This window comes from Christensenella tenuis (assembly GCF_014287795.1).
Lineage (GTDB): Bacteria > Bacillota > Clostridia > Christensenellales > Christensenellaceae > Christensenella > Christensenella tenuis.
This window is the reverse complement of record NZ_JACOON010000002.1, coordinates 444434-465246: the sequence shown is the minus strand read 5'-3', so window position 1 is coordinate 465246 and position 20813 is coordinate 444434. Positions and strand designations below refer to the sequence as shown.

At 42.4% G+C, this 20813-nt stretch carries 16 protein-coding genes; all 16 read right to left on the bottom strand.

Going from position 1 to position 20813, the window contains the following annotated elements; translation table 11 throughout:
• Positions 1-2: 2 nt before the first annotated feature.
• Entirely contained in the window at positions 3-1529 is a 1527-nt protein-coding gene (locus H8S18_RS05940) for an FkbM family methyltransferase (protein ID WP_186857379.1), read from the bottom strand.
• A complete protein-coding gene (locus tag H8S18_RS05935; RefSeq protein ID WP_186857378.1) occupies positions 1526-2560 on the bottom strand; it encodes a glycosyltransferase family 4 protein in 1035 nt (344 codons plus the stop codon). The genes H8S18_RS05940 and H8S18_RS05935 overlap by 4 nt, the downstream gene beginning before the upstream one ends.
• Before the next feature lie 45 nt (positions 2561-2605).
• A complete protein-coding gene (locus H8S18_RS05930; RefSeq protein WP_186857377.1) occupies positions 2606-3526 on the bottom strand; it encodes a GDP-mannose 4,6-dehydratase in 921 nt (306 codons plus the stop codon).
• A gap of 17 nt (positions 3527-3543) precedes the next feature.
• Entirely contained in the window at positions 3544-4557 is a 1014-nt protein-coding gene (gmd, locus tag H8S18_RS05925) for a GDP-mannose 4,6-dehydratase (RefSeq protein ID WP_186857376.1), read from the bottom strand.
• A gap of 84 nt (positions 4558-4641) precedes the next feature.
• The gene (locus tag H8S18_RS05920) at positions 4642-7239 is read right to left on the bottom strand and encodes a YfhO family protein (protein WP_330598705.1); all 2598 of its coding nucleotides are present in this window, start codon (positions 7237-7239) and stop codon (positions 4642-4644) included.
• Positions 7240-7415: 176 nt separating this feature from the next.
• Positions 7416-8675 carry a Coenzyme F420 hydrogenase/dehydrogenase, beta subunit C-terminal domain gene (locus tag H8S18_RS05915; RefSeq protein ID WP_186857374.1) on the bottom strand — a complete coding sequence of 420 codons (1260 nt, stop codon included), beginning with the start codon at positions 8673-8675 and terminating at the stop codon, positions 7416-7418.
• A complete protein-coding gene (locus tag H8S18_RS05910; RefSeq protein WP_186857373.1) occupies positions 8675-9757 on the bottom strand; it encodes a polysaccharide pyruvyl transferase family protein in 1083 nt (360 codons plus the stop codon). Before H8S18_RS05910 ends, H8S18_RS05915 begins: the two co-directional genes overlap by 1 nt.
• Positions 9754-10941, bottom strand: coding sequence for a lipopolysaccharide biosynthesis protein (locus H8S18_RS05905; RefSeq protein WP_186857372.1), 1188 nt, complete (start codon positions 10939-10941; stop codon positions 9754-9756). The genes H8S18_RS05910 and H8S18_RS05905 overlap by 4 nt, the downstream gene beginning before the upstream one ends.
• 29 nt (positions 10942-10970) lie before the next feature.
• Positions 10971-11930 (bottom strand): glycosyltransferase family 2 protein, encoded by a 960-nt coding sequence (locus H8S18_RS05900; protein WP_186857371.1) that lies wholly within the window; start codon positions 11928-11930, stop codon positions 10971-10973.
• A 23-nt stretch (positions 11931-11953) separates the two neighbouring features.
• Complete coding sequence (locus H8S18_RS05895; RefSeq protein WP_186857370.1) at positions 11954-13090, bottom strand: class I SAM-dependent methyltransferase; 1137 nt, start codon at positions 13088-13090, stop codon at positions 11954-11956.
• A gap of 88 nt (positions 13091-13178) precedes the next feature.
• Positions 13179-14117, bottom strand: coding sequence for an NAD-dependent epimerase/dehydratase family protein (locus tag H8S18_RS05890; RefSeq protein WP_186857369.1), 939 nt, complete (start codon positions 14115-14117; stop codon positions 13179-13181).
• A complete protein-coding gene (locus H8S18_RS05885; RefSeq protein WP_279288440.1) occupies positions 14118-14906 on the bottom strand; it encodes an HAD-IIA family hydrolase in 789 nt (262 codons plus the stop codon).
• Between the two features lie 8 nt (positions 14907-14914).
• Entirely contained in the window at positions 14915-15718 is an 804-nt protein-coding gene (locus H8S18_RS05880; protein ID WP_186857367.1) for an aldolase/citrate lyase family protein, read from the bottom strand.
• Positions 15715-17529 carry a thiamine pyrophosphate-binding protein gene (locus tag H8S18_RS05875; RefSeq protein ID WP_330598702.1) on the bottom strand — a complete coding sequence of 605 codons (1815 nt, stop codon included), beginning with the start codon at positions 17527-17529 and terminating at the stop codon, positions 15715-15717. Before H8S18_RS05875 ends, H8S18_RS05880 begins: the two co-directional genes overlap by 4 nt.
• Before the next feature lie 17 nt (positions 17530-17546).
• The gene (gene rfbH, locus H8S18_RS05870; RefSeq protein WP_186857366.1) at positions 17547-18890 is read right to left on the bottom strand and encodes a lipopolysaccharide biosynthesis protein RfbH; all 1344 of its coding nucleotides are present in this window, start codon (positions 18888-18890) and stop codon (positions 17547-17549) included.
• 47 nt (positions 18891-18937) lie between these two features.
• A complete protein-coding gene (locus H8S18_RS05865) occupies positions 18938-20695 on the bottom strand; it encodes a hypothetical protein (RefSeq protein ID WP_186857365.1) in 1758 nt (585 codons plus the stop codon).
• Positions 20696-20813 lie beyond the last annotated feature (118 nt).

The following is a 20813-nucleotide window of genomic DNA, read 5'->3' as shown; positions in this document are numbered from 1 at the left end:
TCCTATTTCGCCGTCATCAAGAAATTAACCGTGCCTTCTTCCGGCAGATACTTACGTTCCAACCTCTTTTTTTCTCCGGTGGCATCATTAATAAGTTCAATCTGAAACAATTCTTCCAATTCATCGAGGAAACTTTTCTCGTTGACGCCCGCCCGCTTTAAATGGCACCCAAATTCGAGAAATACCCGCATACCCGGATTACGTCTTATAATTTCTTTCATTCCCTTCACGACAAGCGGCTCGGCGCCCTCAACGTCGATTTTTACAACGTCTATTTTACCAACCTCTTTCAATTGCTCGTCCAAAGCAACCGTTTTCACCTGAATGATCTCATCGCTTCCATCTTCCGGGAACATGGAATTGTGCCCTGATACATTTTTGCATTTTCCAAAATTCACAACTCCCGCCCGGTCCGATACTGCTAAATTATAAAGATGCACAACTTCGGGGTCGGTAAACCAGTTTGCCTGTGTATTTTTGCACAGCAGCTGATAGATTTCGGGTGTCGGTTCAAAGGAATATACCCTGCATCCTGCCGAAAGCGCATGCAGTGTGTAGATGCCCATATTCGCGCCTACGTCGACTACAGTCATTCCCGGTTTCACAATTTCTTTGAAGCATTTCTCTGTTCCATATTCAAAAAAACCGCTGATACTCAGGCTGAGCGCCCATCCCCATTCTTCGGCTGGAATACCCATAATATAGTTCCCTACGCGCGTCGCAATAATGCCCCCCTCAATGTTTCCAAGAACAATCGGAGGCGTATGACTGTTATCTATCTTTGCCGCCAAGGTACCATAGCGCAGTTCTTCCTCTTCCCGGCTCTGCCTTATTTGCCCTTCGAGGCTGTCCGAAATAGTAGAAACTTTATTTTCCAATTCGCCTACTTCTCTCCTTGCCGCCTGAATCACGGCAGCCAATTTCTGTGATTCCTGCATCAGAAGCTGCGCGTGTCGGTCCAGTTTTGCATTTATTTGTGCATTTACCTGTTCCATACGGCTCAGCATACCCTGTTCCCGTTCATGGGATTGCTCAAAATAATATTTTGCGCGTGTCGGCATAACCAGCGCCGCATGCACCCAGCGAAAAAAACGGTTTCCTTTCAATTTCCGCTTAGCGCAGTATTTGCGGTATGCCTTTTTATATGTTTCTATATCCTTCTTTTCTATCTCCCGGGGAATTTCATGGCTGCACAGTATTATATATGCGAGCGCCGAATTCACAGCGCCGCTCCGAATCAAACCACGAAAATGGTCTAACTCATTATTGTCCGGATGCCGTAATAATGCAGCCGCAAACGCCTGCTTCACAAACTCTTCCCCCGGTAATGACAAAATATCTGCAAAATCGATTGCGTGATCTTTATACGACAGTCTCTCAGCCGTCATGCCATTTTCGAGTCCAACTGTAAGCTCCTGGTGCACAAACTGTTCTCTGGGCCGATCGATATCGCAAACACGTTTTCCATGCGGATCTCCCTGTTCAATCTCTTGCAGAATACGCTTCACTTTTTGTGTGGCCCCGCTCATTTTGTCAACTCCCTTACTACATTGTCCCACGAAATATTCATGTCCAAAATACGCTGTTTGCCCGCTTCTCCCATCTGCCGGGCAGCCGCCTGCGAAGCGGCAAGCTCATCTATCGCGCGCGCAATATCCGCTGCATCCGGTTCCACAATAAAACCGGTTTTTCCATTTTCTACAAACTCCAGCGGTCCGCCGCTGTCGCTCGCCGTGATCACCGCCTTTTTCGCCTCCATGGCCTCCAAAGTAATATAGCCGTAATCTTCATCTACCGGTATAAAAAGCACCGCGCGGGCATTCGCATATAGCCTTAATTTTTCTTCCGTCTCCACGAAGTCGAAATATTTTACTTTATCCTGCAAGTGATGTTCTTCAATATAAGACATCATCTGGCGGTAATCCTCATCCCGATCCGGCTTTCCTACAATATAAAGTTTCATATTCGATTTCACATATTCCATAGCCTCGAGGGCCAATCCCTGCCGCTTCGTCAAATTAACGCGGCTGGGCATCAGGATGTAGTCTTCGTATTGCCCTGTGTAAAACCGCTCGCTGTCTGGGCACGGATGATAAAGCGTCGTGCTTTGAATGCCGTTGAACCGCTTAAGGCGCCCCGTCACATTATCGGCAATTGTGTAAATTCGTTTGGCTTCAGGCAGGTAGGTGTTATCCGCGCGGTAAATAACATCCCGTATAAAAGTCCCCTGTGGATGATCCTTAATTCCATTATATTCATAATCCCATAAATCATATACCGCACGGTATTGATGCAAAATCCACAATACTTTATTGTCATGCGGCATATAATACGCGGGGAATTTGAGGCCGATACAAAGATCGCTTTGGGAGGACAGGCCAAACAGGCGGGAGGCAACAATTTGCTCCTCGATCACTTCCGGTGCTTCTCCGTTGAAAGGTATTCCTATAATCTCAGCCTCATATCCATGCCGAAGCAGCGCATCCCTTAAATTCCATGCCAGAAATTCAGCTCCTCCCGTAATAAAAGGAATACGCACTGTCGTAATTAAAACCTTCATTTTTCGTCCTGCTCCTTATTCTGCGGCCTTTGCCGTATGTTTCCGTTAATCGATTTCATTTTCCGCGGTCTCTGCCAGAACGTCGCTTAGGGTCTGTTCCAGAGGAATACATGTACGATATCCTGTATCCGCCCGCAGTTTCGAGCAATCCGCAAGGAACAACGGCATGTCAACCGGGCGGAAATTGTTTTCATCGCATATAATTTTCGGGCGAATGCCCGCAATATCCAGCATTTTTTTTAAAATCCATTCCATGCTGTATGCTTCTCCCGATCCTACGTTATAGATCTCCCCGGCTTTTCCATGTTCTGCAAGCAGCCGATACGCCCGTACAACATCCCTTACATCGGAAAAGTCACGCTGCGCGCTTAGGTTGCCCACTGTCATTGCTTCCCCTGTTTTTTTGATCTTCATAATGCGGCGCGCAAAATCCGGAACGACAAATCCCGGTTTCTGTCCTGGTCCTGTGTGATTAAAAGAGCGTGTGAAAATAACATCCGCATGTTTTGCATACGCAATACACTGCAGCATATTTTCCTGTGCCTGTTTGGAAACCGCATATGGAGTAGCCGGCTTCAAAGGGAAATCCTCCCGAAGCGGACAATCTTCCGGGGAAACGACGCCGTATTCATCTGCTGATCCAACCACGAGCATCCTTGCTTTGCTGCAATATATAGCCATCGCCTCGAGCAGATATACGGCGCAGTCAACATTTGTATGCATCGTTTCAACCGGAATATCCCAGGAAGCCCTGACGTTCGCCTGCCCTGCCAAATGGAAAATAAAGTCCGGTCTTATTTGTTTTACAATCTCATATACGGAATTTCTGCTATTCAAATCAACGCAAAAAATATTGCCGCTTTCTCCTGCAATATCGATTCCGCAGACTTCATATCCATTTTGTTTGAGCTCCTCTGCCAAATATCCGCCGACAAAGCCGCTCATTCCCGTTATTAACGCTTTCATGTTTTTCTCCGGCCTGTTTATTTGCTTTGCAATTTCAGATCGTTCTTTACCATGCGCTCAACGAGTTCTTCAAATGAAATTTTCCGGTCCCATCCTAATTTTTCTTCCGCTTTTTTGGGTGTTCCGAGCAGCAGTTCCACCTCTGCCGGCCTGAAAAATGCCGGATTCACCTTTACAAGAGTGCGTCCGGTTTCTTTGTCCGTTGCATATTCATCCTTCCCGTTTCCATGGAATTCAAGATCGATTCCCGCTGTAGAGAACGCAACTTGCACAAATTCGCGGACCGTTCTCGTTTCCCCGGTTGCGACAACATAATCGTCCGGCTCATCTTGCTGCAGCATAAGCCACATTGCGTAAACATAATCTTTTGAGTGTCCCCAGTCCCGCTTTGCGTCCAGATTGCCGAGTTCCAGGCACTCTTGCTTTCCATATTTAATTTTGGCAACGGCGTCCGTGATTTTACGCGTTACAAATTCTTTTCCGCGGCGTTCCGATTCATGGTTAAACAGGATTCCCGAACAGGCGAACAACTGATAGCTTTCCCTATAATTTTTGGTAATCCAATGTCCGTACAGCTTCGCTACTCCATAAGGGCTGCGCGGATAAAACGGCGTTGTCTCGCTCTGTGGAATTTCCTGTACTAAGCCAAACATTTCTGATGTAGACGCCTGATAAAAACGCGCGGATGGCTTCACTGTGCGAATTGCCTCCAGCATATTCGTTACGCCGATCGCGTCAATTTCCGCCGTTGCAACTGGCTGTTCCCAACTGGTTGCAACGAAAGATTGCGCCGCTAAATTATACACTTCATCTGCCTGCGCAATTTTCATTGCATTGATTAACGATACAATATCCGTCATGTCCGCATAAATAAAATTAAGTTTATCTTTTATATGCTCTACGTTCCCATAATCGGCAACGCTCTTTCTTCTTATGATACCGTAAACCGTATAGCCCTTTTCCAATAAAAGTTCCGCCAAATAGGAGCCGTCCTGCCCCGTAATTCCTGTGATAAGCGCACTTTTCTTCATAATAAACTCCTTAAATTCTTCAATAATATTTATGTAGTATATCGTGTTTCTTTTATCTAGTCAACCATGCCCATCCTGAGCCTCTCACCGGCTACGCTCCTGCTTCCGGCCCGGCGATATCCTCTTTTCTTTCCTTCGGTTCCATATGAAGTAGAGAACCAGGAAAACCACGGTACCGCCGGATATAGCGGCACCAATATAATAATAATCCGGAACATATCTGAATTCAACCGTATGCGTTCCTTCTGGGACGTCTACTCCCTGCAATGTGCCGTTGGCAATATAAATCGGCGTTTCCTTCCCGTCTATATACGCCTTCCATGCCGGATAATAATTCTGTGCCATTACTATGAAGCTGTCTGTTTCGCTGGAAACAGTCGCCTTTACGGAATTATACCTAATATCTTCAATCGTAATATTTGTATTGCTGTCCGCAAGCTGCATATCGCTATGTCCGGCCACGTAAATATTTTGATCGAAGTCTAGCCCTTTGCTATGTGCGATTATTTCTTTCGCATCTTGAGTTCCTATGATATGATCGGCAGAATACACCAATGGTTTTGCCTTTTCATTTTCATAAATTTTGATATCGCCATTTTTTTGCTTACTTCCCTGTGCGATATCCACCAATCTATAGTCTTCCACGCTTGCAGCCAAAGGCAATTCTATTTGACGCGCCCCTTCCGCCTCATATACCTGGATACGCTCTACTGTAAACGTTTCTTCCGCATTTGCGATCAAACGAAGCATCGCCTTTTGAGGCGCGTCTTCCCCGGAATGAATGATGAACTCCTGAGCCAGTTCATTTATATTCATATCATGTTCCGAATGATCGTATTCCGCCCCTCCGTAAAAGTCAAGCTGGAGTACCGCCGGCCATTCATTCCTCTCCGCCTGTACTTCCACAATATAAAATTGATCCGGCTTGAGTTCCAGTTCCGTTTCCCAAACAACGGCTACATCCTCGCTTTCGGGGACTGCCACATTTTCGATATCAAGAATTTTCCTTCCGCGCGTTATGTTTTCCCACGCTTCAAAATCATAGCCGTCTTGTACCGCTATATACTTCACTCCCAGCATCGAATATAACGACAAATTAGTGATTTGTGAGTCAGTTCCCGGAAAGCGTGAATCCCAGAAACTATTAAATAGAGCAATATAATCCTTGTTCTCGTAAGACACGTATCCGCTGAGGTTCATATATTTGTTAATCACCTCATTTTTAACGTCCATATTAACGCTTGAAGATAAGGATACGTCCTTCACTTTCGCCACCCTGTACTCAAGACCTGCATTCTGATTCATGAATTGTGAGAATTCCGTATCCTGCACCAATGCCGGATCATATCTCCGCTGGGTCATCTCCAATGTATTGAATACGGAGCTTGTATTGAGCACCAAAACATCTCCTACATTCACGCAAATTAATAAGATCGGGAAAAGTGCCGCCAGATAGCGCACTCCATCTTTCGAACTGATTGCCGCTGCAATAAAAGCTATAGCCAGATTGATGCATGCCACCAGCGCAGGCATCCAAAGCTTTACGTTCAATGAAATTTCTTTTTCTGTTGTAAACAGTGTGTTGCGGTTGATGTAAAGTATGAAACATACTACAAAAATTACAAAGAAGAAAATCAAGCTGAACTTGCAATAGTTTCTATATTCTTTTTTCCGAATGATTTTATCAACTGCAAGTGCTGCCAGGGCAATCTCGCAGATTGCAAACAAAAAAATTGCTCTTGAAGTGCAGCGAAATGCTCCAATAATAGGTATTTTCTGGATTACTCTCCCGATTGGTCCTAAACTCGGGCAAATCATAAAAAGGAACGCAAGCGCCATGCCAACTCCCAATAATTTTATTCTGAAATTCTTCCTGTGGAAAATCAGGGTATAAATACACAACCCCAGCACCGGTATTCCAAAATAAACGTCATTTAAGATTTCACCCCTATAAGAAATCCCATCTAAAGCGCTCCATGCTGCCGGTGAAACCATTCCCAGCGCCACACGGGGGTCAAAACTATACGATGCAAAAAAATCAAAGGAATCTCCAGACGCTCTCCCGGTAAAATGCATCAACTGCAGCGTTGGCAATAAAATAACCGCCCAAAGGCAAACCCCGACAATTGCGGCAACGATCAACGATCCTACCAATTTATACCATTTAATTTTTTTATACAACCCGCAAGCAATATAATAAATGGCTACAAAAATACAGGAATAGATCAGTACTTGCTGAAAACCCGCAAGCGCCTGCATGGCAACGACAATTCCGGCCAAAAGAGCGTATTTTAACTTTGCGTCGTGCTTCAAAAGCTTTTCCGCCGCCAAAAGCAGCAAAGGTGTCCAAATCATTGTAGCTGCCACACCGGAATGTCCCATTCGGGATAACAGCATGTTGGAAATCATAAAAACCATGCCGCCAAAAAACGCGGCATGTACCGACGCTTTGATTTCTTTCAGATAAAAAAATAAAAAGATGCCGCCAAGGGATAAATGCAGCGTAAAGTAAAGGGTCGTCTGCGTTACCGCGTCAAAAGGCATAACAAGCCAACTGACCGGATAAAATAAATAAGAGGCGACTTGCGGAATTCCGCCTGCTTCATAGATATCCCAAAAGGTCATAGAACCTTGCATCAGGGATTCTTTTGCATCTAAATTGCGTGCTAACGTTCCCAGCATGTCACCATCTCCAATCAGATTCTGGTGAATTAGGGCATCAAAATAAATAATAATGGGAATTGCGAAAAAAATCAGTATATAAATAAAACTCGGCAGCCACTTTTTTGATATCTGGCATTTTTTTAACACAAAATCATTCATACAATAAAATATTTCCTTCACTTAGTCGTTAATTTTCACAATTGCTGCAATTTCTCTATCCTCTTGATAATGTCATCCAAATTTTCCAAGGCTCCATTTTTTATGTTGAAATCCAGCATCCTTTTTGATACTGCATGCGCGCCTTCAATTTTTTCGGCGCCTTGTTTTATTTTACGCATAATTTTCATTTTTGTACTCATGCGCATATATTTTTTTGCCAGCTCTCTAAAAGGTAATTCCGTATAATCTTGAAACAATTGATCTCTTTGCGCATGTTTCTTAGCTGGTTTCCACAAATTCAAATTAAACATCATACATTCACGCAAGGGACGTTCTTCACACACCATATCGCACTGCTCAAAAAAAACTTTTCCTTTTTTCGTATTCACTAAAATTTGCGAAATACCCTTATTACAATAAATATTTGTTGGTTCAATAACGCCTAAACCACCATAATCTCCCATTGTAATATCTCCAATACGCGGAACACATGCATACTGGCAATGATAGCAAGAGGGCATCACAATCATGGATTGAACAAACGCATACAAATAAGGATCTTCAAATGCCGGTATATATTCTTTTTTTCCGTCCTCTGTTTCTCTCATCATTTTGATTGGAATCAGTTCTGACCATCCGTCTTTCTTATCACGGTGGTTAATTCGGATTACTTTTTTTCTCTCTTTATCTTCGATATCTTCGATATAGCTTTGGAACAAACCTGGCGATCCCGCCCCATGACATACAATATCTACCGTGAATAAATTGGAGTAATCTTTGCCAAGAAAAGCATATAGCCCTGCAATTTGACATGGAAGGCCAGTAAACAATACCGAAAGTCCATCCTCCAGATCTTGCGCCGCTTTAAGATATGCCTCTCCAGCCATACTCTGTACATATTTGGAACCCCGCATTGCTTCTAATTCTTCTGAATTTTTTGCTCTAGTTAAACGCACTGTCCAATCGCTGCCATAAACCGCTCCATATACTACGCCGTTTTTTTCAAATATCTTATCGGCAAATACCGAAAAAGCTCCCCCCGATGAACTCTTTTTTAATATTTCATCATTATTATGTCGAATTGCATATGCAATCGGTTTTTCTTTTTTTTCTTTCTGTTTTACCAACACATGACAAATTTGTTCACAGCGTCCGCAGCTCACGCAAAGCTCTTTATCTACAAATGGGCGCAAAAATCCTTCCTTATCTTGTTTCATTTCAATACAGTTTTTAGGACACACACAGCTGCATGCACCACAGCCCGTGCATAAATTCCACTCTGGAAGTTGAACCATTATTTTTTCTCTCCTTCAATTGCAGATAATGCTCTTTTCAAAAAATCATATGATTTTTTCCGCAAATCTTCTAGTTGATCCTCTACACTCGCATAATTAATTTCTGTTCCGATTTCTTCTTGCTTATCTGAAGCAAAAATTCGATTTTCCAAACCTACCAACTTCAGCAATCTTGTAACTTTTTCCTGTCTTGCAGGTGCCATAAACGCTGTAAACGGCCGCTTATTTAGTATCGAAAAAATCGTTCCATGAAATGTAGACGGCACACTATATTCACTGCGCGCAAACAAATCTTGTAAATGTTGTCCCGACTCAACCTTTACAAACTCATCACACCAATCATCATGATGCCATGCAACTGCTTTCAATTTCCATCCAGTACGTCTTGCAAGCCCTTTTATTTCCTGCACCTGTTTTTCATCATAATGCTGCCCATAAACTATAATATAACCGCCGCCGCCATTTCCTTCGGATGCAAAATAAGGATTCAATAATGTAGGATCAATTACTATTTCACAATGCTTTCCACTCAGGCGTTCTACCATTTCAGCAGTTGGTTCATCTCGCGCGGAAAGAAAATCAAAGGTTTTTAGTCCAACGGCCATTTTTTCTATCATTTTCGGAGCAGGTTCCCCAACAATAAGTCCACATACTGCGTAAGAAATATGCGGGCACTCGATTTCATGTCCAAAAAATGCCGGAAAATATCCGATCAGCGGATGCGCGACCGACCAAAGCTCATCTCCGCCAACAATCACACAATCATATCTCTTTGTTTGCTCTTTCATAGACGGCCAAAATGACGAAATTTGTTCTTCTTCCACATCCGGCTTCAGGGACATATAGGTATCAAAATCATAGCTTTTACTACGTAAAAATTCTATAATCCTGCGCGGTGCGCACTTTGCCGCAAGCTCACCTATGCAAAGTTTAGTGAATAACCGTTTTGGATAATGGTATCTTGCATTCGCATTGATAATTTCACATGTATGCCCCATCTCCCTAACCGCTCTACATAAACTTTCGGCTTGGAAATAAGAGCCGTAGTTTGAATTATATACTGTCAATATTCCAATTTTCACAAACTGTTTACCTCCGCTTTATTATGCCGTGCAACACTATATCCTGCTATAATAGTTGAAACTAACCGGAATATGTTAGCTAACATTACTGCAATAACAAATCCCCACAATCCTAACCTTGGGGTCAGGATCAATGCCAAAACTATTAATAGTATAACATAGGCTATCTGCAAATAGAACTGCAGCTTTGGCGTACACATTGTCAATACGACCGTCAACAAGAGGCTCGCTGCGAAGAAAGCAACTTGCGCAATATTTGCACCGATAATCAAATGATAGCCTAATCCAACCATATTAGGATACAACAGTCGAATAAAAACAGGGGTTGCTATTACCGCTAATATAAAAAATGCCACGCTAATTCCCAAGGTCTGCATTGTTAATTTCGTAAATTTTTTAACGGTAATTTTTCTGGTATCCTTTGACAAATAACTAATTACAACATTTGTTAGCGGTGCTACTAAAAGTGCAAACGTTTTTCCAATCAGAGAAACTACATAATATTGTGAAACAGATTCTCCATCTACAAAATTCATTAACAAAATTCTATCCATTTGTACCATCGAATTGGATAGCAGATAGGAAACAGCTAGTACCATAGATGCACTAAATACTTTTTTCTTATTCTCAGAATAAACAAACGGTTTTCCATATATAGTACAGGATAGTAGCGCAAAAACAATTACGACGGCTTCTCCAATTACAAAAACAGCTTCCCAGTTGCCAGTAGTATAAAATATAAGAATTCCCAGCAAATAGCCGCCCGATAAAACAATATAATAGATCAGATATTTTTTATAATTAATTACCAGTTTGTATTCTATATCAGAATAGCAGCGCAATATACTCAAACAAGCATAGATAGAAATTCCTATTATAATCCCCACAGAATATTGCTGTACACCAAGAAAAACAATAACCGCAGTAACCGACAAAAAACAGGCAATCAAAAGAAAGAATAAATAGTCACCATTTTTTGTTTCGCCTTTATTCTGGAAAACCAACCTGGTATTGCCTGCAGCTGTACCAAAAGACGGAGCAACAATGGCAACGATACTCGTCAGATAAAGAATTTCTCCAAACAAAGCCTCCCCCAGTTGCGCATTTAGAACTGGGTAGATTACTATCTGGAGAATCGCATTAAAAAAAACGACAGCAATGACACTATAGGCAATATTTCCCAAAAGTGTTTTTCTGCTTATATGTTCCATCTCTATTTATTTATTTCTTTGCTTTCTTTTTTAAAGTTAATTCGCTTCTCTTCTACTACAAGTGGCCTTTTCATTACACGCGTATTGATATTCAAAATATACTCTCCTAAAAATCCAATAAAAAACATTAATAAAGAACCAAAAATAAATAATCCAATTAAAATTGGAGCCGTTCCCGCTGAAAAACCGTCCCAGTTGATTAGCTTTAAAATCAGATAGATAAGAGCAATAAGGAAACTGGCTGCGGAAAAAATAAATCCAATAATTGTCGCAAGCCTAAGAATTACTTTTGAATATGATGTGATTCCCAACATTGCCATATCATATAGGGTATACCAGTTGTTTTTGCTCTTCCCCTTTTTTCTCAGTGGCTGCTCATAAGGAATCTCTTTACGCTCATATCCTAGCTCCGCCACAATTCCCCGAAGGTAAGGCATGGGATCATTTAAATCCCGCAATACTTTAATAAAGTCCTTATCGTACAATCCAAATCCGGTATAATGCTCTATTTGATCAACATCCGATATTTTTTTAATCAACCTGTAATAAGCCGAGCGCAGATGGTACATAAGCTTATTCTCTTTACTGTTTGTCTTGATACCAATTACGATCTTATATCCATTTTCCCATTCATGTACAAATTGAGGAATCATTTCAGGGGGTTCCTGAAAATCAGCACACATCAATATGCTGCAATCTCCAGTCGTTTGTAGCAACCCATAATATGGCGACCGGATATGCCCAAAATTCTTAGCATTAAATATTGCTTTAATTTTAGAATTTTCTTTGCACATCTCCTCTAACACGCTTTTAGTCCCATCCGTTGAAAAATTATCAATAAAAATCAACTCGTAATCATAATTCGGCAAGTCCTTTTGAAAAACAGCAATAATCGCCTCGGAAAGAGGCTTTACATTATCAACTTCGTTATAGGCATACACCAACACACTAACCTTCTTCATAACCATTCTCCGCTCATTAAACTTTATTGTATAAATTCCAGCCGTTCCGATCGAATCAATGCAATATGAATATCCTTGGCATAACGCTCCCGAATACTCCTCATGATTTCCTCGGAATATCCTGGCGCTGCAATAAGGATCCCTCCCACCTTATGTTTGAAATAATAATCTGGTGAAACGATCGGAATATGTGTAGAGGGAGAATATTTCCCTTGCTTGAAAGGGGCCGAATCAATAATATAAGAAACCTTATTCTCCAATTCCATTGTAGCAAGGAGTGTAAAGGCCTGATGGCCTGCGCCCCAAACCGCTGCCTCCATTCCCGAATTACTCAGCTCATCAAAAAACTTATGCAGCTGCTTCCGTAAAGAAATATAGTTCTGAGCTAATTTGGTCACATCTATCTTTTTTCTCTTCCGTACCGATATTGAAATTGTATCCCTGTTTATAATTGTTTTATCAATAATTTGAAATCCATTTTTTTCCACCAGAAACCGTAAAGTATCCCATGTATAATAAGCAAGATGATCGCGTATCAACTCGTAAAAACCATTATTGTCTAAAATATATTGAAAATCAGGCACTGTAATAAGCCCTACACCATTTTCCGTTAGATTATTGAAAATACCACGCATCATACCATTCGGATTCGGTTGATGTTCCAAATAATTAAAACAAACAAAAGCATCATAAGGGGCGCCGTCTATTATGTAATTTTCATTTTCTACAAATCCGTGAAATACAGTAAGATTCTTTTCCCGCGCAATTTGCACAAGACTTTGCGAATACTCAATGCCATATGCCTTAACATTAAATTCATTTAAAAGCGACAAAAATTCGCCTTGTCCGGCACCAATTTCAATTATTCTTTTCTGCTCAAGGGAAAACTTCTTAATAAACTCTTGATATTGCTTTCTTCGTAATTCTACCATTGTTGTGGTAAATCCGCCTGCACGAATCACTTCCTTATAATAGTCTACAGGTTCGCAATCAAACTGTATCAATCCGCAAAGATTACATTGATATAATTCAAGATCGATGCCATGTTCATTCTGTAGTTCACTTTTCTCAGGCATTCCTTGTGCTGCTGCCGGCATATTTTTATATTGTAACAGCGGATTCCCTTCCAACTGCGCACCGCAAGCAATACATTTTCTCATTTGGTTCTCCCTTTATCCATCATCACTTATGCCCTATGACCATTTTGTAATTATATCGTTTCCTCTTTGCAACGTCAACCCCACTCCTTCATATGTTGCCGCTTCTCTTATACTCTTCGATCATCCGCTTAATTCCTTCTTCAAACGATATTTCTGCCTTCCACGCCAACTCTTTTTCAATTTTTTCGGTTGAGGGAATGATTGATGCCAAGCCCTCTGCGTTAGCTGGATAAGATCCATATACAGGCTCACCTTGCCGCCCCGTTAATCGAAAAATTTCTTGAATAAAGTCTCGTAAAACCCGAGTGTCTTTACTTGCAACATTATAAATTTGAGTTCTTGATACTTGATCACGTATTTTCCCCAATTCAAACAAGGCGTTAATTGCATCCTCAATGTAAAGAAAGTTCCATATTTGCTGACAAGATGTCAACGGCATTTTTTTCTTATTTAAAAAATGTGTAATACAGGACGGAATAAGGGTTGCAGGATTATCACCTGTTCCATATACACTAAACAATCTGGCATGGGTATATTGAAGACATTTCTTTTCGGCAAGCTCACTTGCCCGTTCCCACATTTCTAATTTTGCTTTTCCATAAGGCGATACAGGCGCGCACATATCTCCTTCACATAATTTGTCGTTCCTCGTTCCATATTCTGCCTGTGACCCCGCAAAAACAAAACTGGAACATCCGATTTCTATCGCTGTTTCTAAGCTGCGCAACGAATTTTCCACATTAACCAATTGCAAGCCTATATTTTTTCTTGCTTCATTATTCCCGCCCTTCCAAGCAAAATGATAAAAAATATCCGCTGATGGCACCTTTGGAATTATTTTCATAATATCATCTGCATCGGCTTCAACTACAATTAAGTCTTTATTATTTGGCATCCGCCATTTTCTGGGAGATTGCGGACGAATAATAGCATAAACTAAAAAATCCTCTTGCAGTAGCTTTCGAACCATATTATTGCCCAAAAAACCACTGGCCCCTGTTACAACTGCTGCTTTGCGATCGTTCATCTAAAAATACCTATGTACAAAGTGATAAAGGCTATCTTCAACAATAAATTGCCCTTTTTCATCTATTATTTCTTTTCCTACATAAATTGCCGGTACTCCCGCTTTTTTCGCCAGCTTAATATCCGCATGATATAGGTCTCCCACCAATACGAGTTCATCGCGGGTAACATGATAGGCATCACAGACAACATCCAGAATCCGCGGCTCCGGTTTCCCGGCGTTTACATCCGCTTTTCGTGTATAGCAGCCTTCAATCGCACCAACCGTATAACCACAGCCAGGCATCAGATTATCATTCACATCGGGAAAATATGGATCCCTGTTACAAATTAAAAAAGGTACATTGCGGCGCAGCGCAATAATAGCTTGCGCCGCGTCATCATATGTCACGTCTTTCTTGAATCCAACCAGAATACAACTGCATGTATCCGGCGGGGCCGTCTGTATATCTGCCTCGTGCAGCCTTTCGCGCATCTCTTCGCTTCCTACGTAAAAGACTCCGGTTTTATCCAACTGTTTTTGTTTAATATAACGAATTGCCGAGTCAACCGAAGTATACACTTCTCCTTCGTCACAACATATACCCAGTTTATTCAATTTCATGCAAACGGACGTCCTGCTTTTCCCGGAATTATTCGTCAGGAACGCGACACGATACCCAGCCTCGCGCAACAGCACAACTGCCTTATCCGCATTTTCGATCAAAGTGTTGTTCAAATATAATACTCCGTCCAAATCCAACACAAAGACCTTTTTTTTCTTTATTTCAGAAATCAATTCGTTCCGCATCGTCATTTTCAGCAATAATCCGCATCCTTGCCTTCAGCCGCGTCGATACGTTGCTTCAGCATAATCATCCTGTTTTCATCTTCTTTCGCCATTCTATCATAGAACGCGCATTTCCCTTTTAAATACAAATATTCGAAATGCATTGCGCAAAGAATTGCCTCCTCCATCTTATCCTTGCAGTTTTGCAGGTCGAAAACGATTTTACGTGTTTCAAACCGGGATACAAACGGTTCCATATTTCGTATGAACGGAATCGCATCGAATGAAATTCCGCCGCCAAACCCGACCTTAACATTGTTTGCAAGCGCCTTCTCCGCAAATTCTTTTGCCATATCGAAAACTTGGTCGCTATTAATTTCTTTTCGGGAAAGTCCCACTGATGCCGAAAGATCGACACGGCCAATCGAAATTGTGTCCAATAACCCTTTCCCTTTTGCTAAAATACCGTCAAAATTTTGAAGCGCAACGCCAGTTTCCGCATTGATAATAAATTCGATGTCTTTTTGCTCATGTTCCGTAAATACCTTGTTTGAGGCATCGCGGAATTTCTGCATTGCGAATGGCGTCTCAATCATAGGCGCCATGATCCCCCGCGCACCCAAAAGACGGCATTGATCCATATCCCGAACCGCCTCGCATCCGCCAATTTTGATAAACATCTTCATATCGGCCCGGAACACAACTTCGTTCAAGGAAATGAGCTCATCCGTTCTCGAGCCCTCCGCTTCAAATTCTGCTTTCACGGCGAGAATCCCGTATTCATCCCGGAGCTGCTTTAAAACATCCAACATTTCTTTTGTAATCAGATTCATAATTTTTCCCTCTCATTCTTCGAGCCCTTGATCATATTTTCTTCAAATTCTTCCCTGTCTAAAAACGGATACATATCTTCAAGCGAAGGCGAAATCATCGTTCCATCTTCAAGCTTCCTGGAAGATAATTTTGGTTCGAACGCTTGCTCCGGGTCAAGCAACACCTCACAAAGCGCAGGACCGTCATGACTCAGTATTTCTTTCAGTACCGCGTCCATTTTTTCTGTCGTTTCCAGCTTGTAATATGGCATTTCATAAGCGTCTGCGATTTTATTCAAATTCGGGAAGCCGACTCCCGACTCCTGATTCACGCCGACAAGCGGCAATCCAAAAAAAGAACCCTGTGTCTGCCGAATGGAATGATATCCATCATTATTCAGCACAAATATAATAATATTCATATTATTATAACGAATTGTCTGCAATTCCTGGATATTCATCTGGAGGCTTCCGTCGCCGGCAAGGCAAACAATTTTTTCACGCGATGCCTGATAGGCCCCTATCGCTGCCGGAACATCATAGCCCATCGAGGCGCACCCTGAATTCGTATACAGCCGCTGCCCTCGCTTGATATTCGCCGCCTGGAATGTACATACGCAGGCGCTGCCATTTCCGCATACAACGATTTGCCCCTCCGGCAAAGACTTTGTAAGTTCGTCAATAAAAACATAGGGATTGATCGGGCTTAACCGCTTCCTATGTTCTTCCCGCACTGCCGGATACTTCCTTTTTACCTTTTGACAGTAGGCGATCCATTGCTCCTTTGGCTCAATGCTTTGATTCGTTTTCAGCATCTTTTCCATAAATTCAGCAACGTTCCCATGGATAGGCATATCCAAACTGAGCGTCGGCTTTTTCAGCTCATTCTCGTCAATATCAACCATAATCTGATATGCACTTTCCGCAAAATTTTCCCAGTTATAGCTAATTTGGCGGATGTTCAGCCTTGAGCCAAGCACAAGCAGCACATCTGCGTTTTGCACGATAAAATTACCGGCGCGATTACCAACCGTCCCCGGCCGTCCAAAGGAAAGCGGATGGGTATCCCATAAAATATCATGGGCGTTCCATGCTGTCACCACAGGGATATTGAAGCGTTCAATTAATTCATAGAATGCTTTTTCCGCCCCGGAAGAACGAATCGCGGAACCGGCAAAAATCACAGGCCGTTCGGCGCTCTTCAATTTTTCTATGACGTCAATAACGACATCATCTGAAATTTCCGGGATATGCTCAAGGCCTTCCCGTTTACTATCATACCCGCATAAATTCTCCGTATCTATCAAGGCTCCCTGTACATTCAAAGGGACATCGAGCCAGCACGGCCCCTTTCTGCCGTGCTCTGCTAAATAAAGCGCCTTTTCCAGGTGATACCTTATTTTATTTGGATCAGTTATCATTTCTGCATATTTCGTCATTGTTTTTACGCAGGCAGTAATGTCAAATTCCTGATCCCCCAATTGACGCAATGGTAAATCCGTACTTCTCACCGTTGTTTCAAATTTCACTTGTCCTGAAATTACAAGCATCGGAATAGAATCCAGCCATCCACCCAGAACCCCTGTAATTGCATTCGTCCCCCCCGGTCCGCTCGTAACGCACACGGCAGCTATTTTACCGCTTAACCGCGCATAGCTTTCCGCTGCAATCGCACAAGCCTGTTCATGGTGGTTATAGGTGCAATGCAATCCGTTATTTTTTCCCAGCGCATCATTAAGGTGCATCGCGCCGCCGCCAGTCACGGTAAAAATTTGCGTAATATCATTTTCAGCTAAAAAATTTGCGATATAATCCGCTACTCTTATCTTCACGTCTTTCTCCTATTGCTTTATTGCATTATTTCCTTGATTACCTTGACCATATAGTCAATCATCTCATCCGTCATTCCCGGATATACGCCAATCCAAAACGTATCGTTCATGATCCGATTCGTATTCTCCAGCTCTCCAACTACGCGATATCCCTTTCCCGAAGCGCGCATTTCGTCAAAACAGGGATGTTTGATCAGGTTCCCGGCAAACAGATTGCGCGTCTGAATGCCATGTCCTTCCATTTCCCGCACGAGTTCTTCCCGGGTGATCCCCGCTTCCGGTTTTACGGTAATGAGAAATCCAAACCAACTCGGCTGGGAATTCATTTCCGCCTCCGGTAAAATCAGCTTGTCTTCCAGGCTTTCCAGTCCCTCGCGAAGTTTCTGCCAGTTGTTTCTCCGTTTTTCAATAAATCCCGGAAATTTTTCCAACTGCGCACATCCCACCGCCGCCTGCATATCAGTCGCTTTTAAATTATAACCAAAATGGGAATATACATATTTATGGTCATACCCAAACGGCAGTTCTCCATATTGCCTGTCGAACCGATGCCCGCATATATTATCCCGTCCGGACGGGCACACGCAATCGCGTCCCCAGTCGCGCAGGGAATTTACAATTTTATGCAGCAGCGCATTGTTTGTATAAACCGCGCCGCCTTCTCCCATTGTCATATGATGGGGCGGATAAAAACTGGATGTTCCAATATCTCCGACCGTTCCCGTAAATTTTGTCTCTCCATCGAGGCAATACTTTGAGCCGAGCGCATCGCAGTTATCCTCGATCAGCCATAGCCCGTTCCTGTCGCAAAACTCTTTGACTGCCTTCAAATCAAAGGGATTCCCCAATGTATGCGCTGCAAAAACCGCCTTCGTTTTGTCTGACAGGGCTGCGTCCAGCATCTTGATATCAAGGTTATACTGCGGAATTGTCACATCAACAAAAACGGGAACTGCACCATACTGAATAATAGGGGCTACTGTTGTAGGAAAGCCCGCCGCTACAGTAATTACTTCATCCCCGGGCAAAACCCTTTTTTCTTTCAGCAGGGGAGAGGTAAGCGCCATAAATGCAAGCAGGTTAGCCGAAGATCCCGAATTCACCAGTGAACAATAGTTTACACCCAGAAATTCAGAAAAATCTTTTTCAAACCTATCGGCATATTTTCCCGTGGTCAGCCAGAATTCCAGCGCGCTGTCCACAAGGTTTTCCATTTCCCGTTCATCGTATACACGGGCTGCATAGGTAATGCGGTCTCCTGCCTGAAAAGGCTTTTGGTTCAGTTTATATTTTCTGCAGTACGCGCCTACGCTTTTTAATAGTTCTTCTCTTGCTTCCTGCTCTGTTTTATTTTCAAACATATCGGCTCCTCAAAATCCAAATTATTTCTATTTTATTATATTACAATTCATTCATAAAGTGGAACATAATATTGCAGTGTTTCACAAAAACCTGCCTTTATGTCGTTTTTGGCCAGCATTTCATTGATACCAAATTCGTTTGCCAAAATATGTGTTTCACGGAACTCCTTAACAGCTTCAGGCCAATCCTGTTCCAACCGTTCCAAAGATCTTGCCGTGGTCAAAAGCGGCTCCTCCCGCAGAGCTGCCAATTGTTGGCTTGCGTATATACCCGTTTGCTCGGTGGCGCTCATATCAGAAAAATCCATCGTGTAAAGCTGTGTATCCCGTCCAATCATAGAATAAATTTCCGGAATACCGTAACCCATCGCTTTTGTACCGACCGGAACTTTTGCGGCAACTTCTTCCGCGATCAGGTCTACCGATTTCTTGTCCCTAAGCAACGTTAGATTTTTCGTATAGTTATTTCCCATACCCATCACCGTTACCACTGCTATTGCAAAAACCAGAACCAAGGCTGATAGCCCAATAGCCGCCTTCGCACCCGAGAAAGATTCAAACCTTCGTTCTTTTTTCTTGCTATGCCCCGTTTCATTTAAACTGTCCTTGCGGCAAGCATATTCTTTATTACGGTTACACAAAAAGCGCTTCATCGATGCAAAGTACTGCTGCGCCAGAACGCAAAGCAGTAAAATGACTCCCATATAGGATATCGTTTGATTCGGATAGGTAGCACGATTAATAAAATAGGAAAAGGCTCCCATGGATATCACTGTAATTCCAAGGTATACTGCACATTTATAATCCGCTTTTCCTAAATTATTTTTATGTGAAAAGAGGCGGACCAAGGCAAATCCTATGAAAGTATAGAACAAAATAATTCGTCCTATCCAATAGCTTGCTCCGTAATCGAGGCCAATACTCAGCATATTCTCGATGTCATATGTCTTGCTGAGTAACGGGAAAATAAAATCCATGATCTCCAGCACGTTTCCGCCCGCTGCTACATTATAAAGGTTTGTTATAAGATAGGCTCCCGCAAAGCTTCCCAGTCCGCCCAATACATATAGAAAAATCCGTTCGCAGCATTTTCCCACACCCTGCCTGCGCCGCAGGAGGGCAATATAGGTTAGATAGCCGGCCCAGGCGGCAATCGCGCAAATTCCGAGCTCCGTGTTCCACACGACTGATAATGCGCAAAAAATAAAGCCTAATATTTCGACCCATTTTCGTTTTGCGGCATTCCTGGCATGGAATACCATCAATGCGATAAATAATGCGATGATTATTGTCCTATGTGGATAAATCTGATAATACGGCGAGGCCTTCAGGGCCGCAGGAACGAGCAGTAAAGCAATGAGTCCAATATAACGGATATAACGGTTTGTAACCAGACTATAAATTGCATAACAGGCGAGCAGATAAGACAGCGCAACCAATAAGCTCATGCACATGGTGAAAATATGAAACACATCCGTTGCGCCAAATATTCTCGCCAGGTTCAATATTGGTGCAAGCAAAATTGCATAATGTCCATAAATGGAAGTTACCTCATCACTGTAAGGTATCCCGTGCATGACATTATAAATACTATTGTAATAGGCGTGCTCGTGGTGCAGGCTTACATATTCCATAATTGAGGCGGGATAATAGGAAAAACAATATACGATGCAGGTGCAAATAAGGCAGGCGCCCCAGAAAAGGAACTTTTCTCCACGCTTAGAGAGCATACTTTCGCGCAGCGAAAAACCATTCGTTAAATAGAAAACAACCAAAAAAGCTGAAACAATAAACAATAAAACCAAAAGCCATGGCATTCTATGCCATAATAGCGTATCACCGGCACTCGAATGCGGCATCGTTTCCGTTGCAAAAAAAGATTGCGTCATAAACACAAAAAAAATAACAATACAAATAATAAAG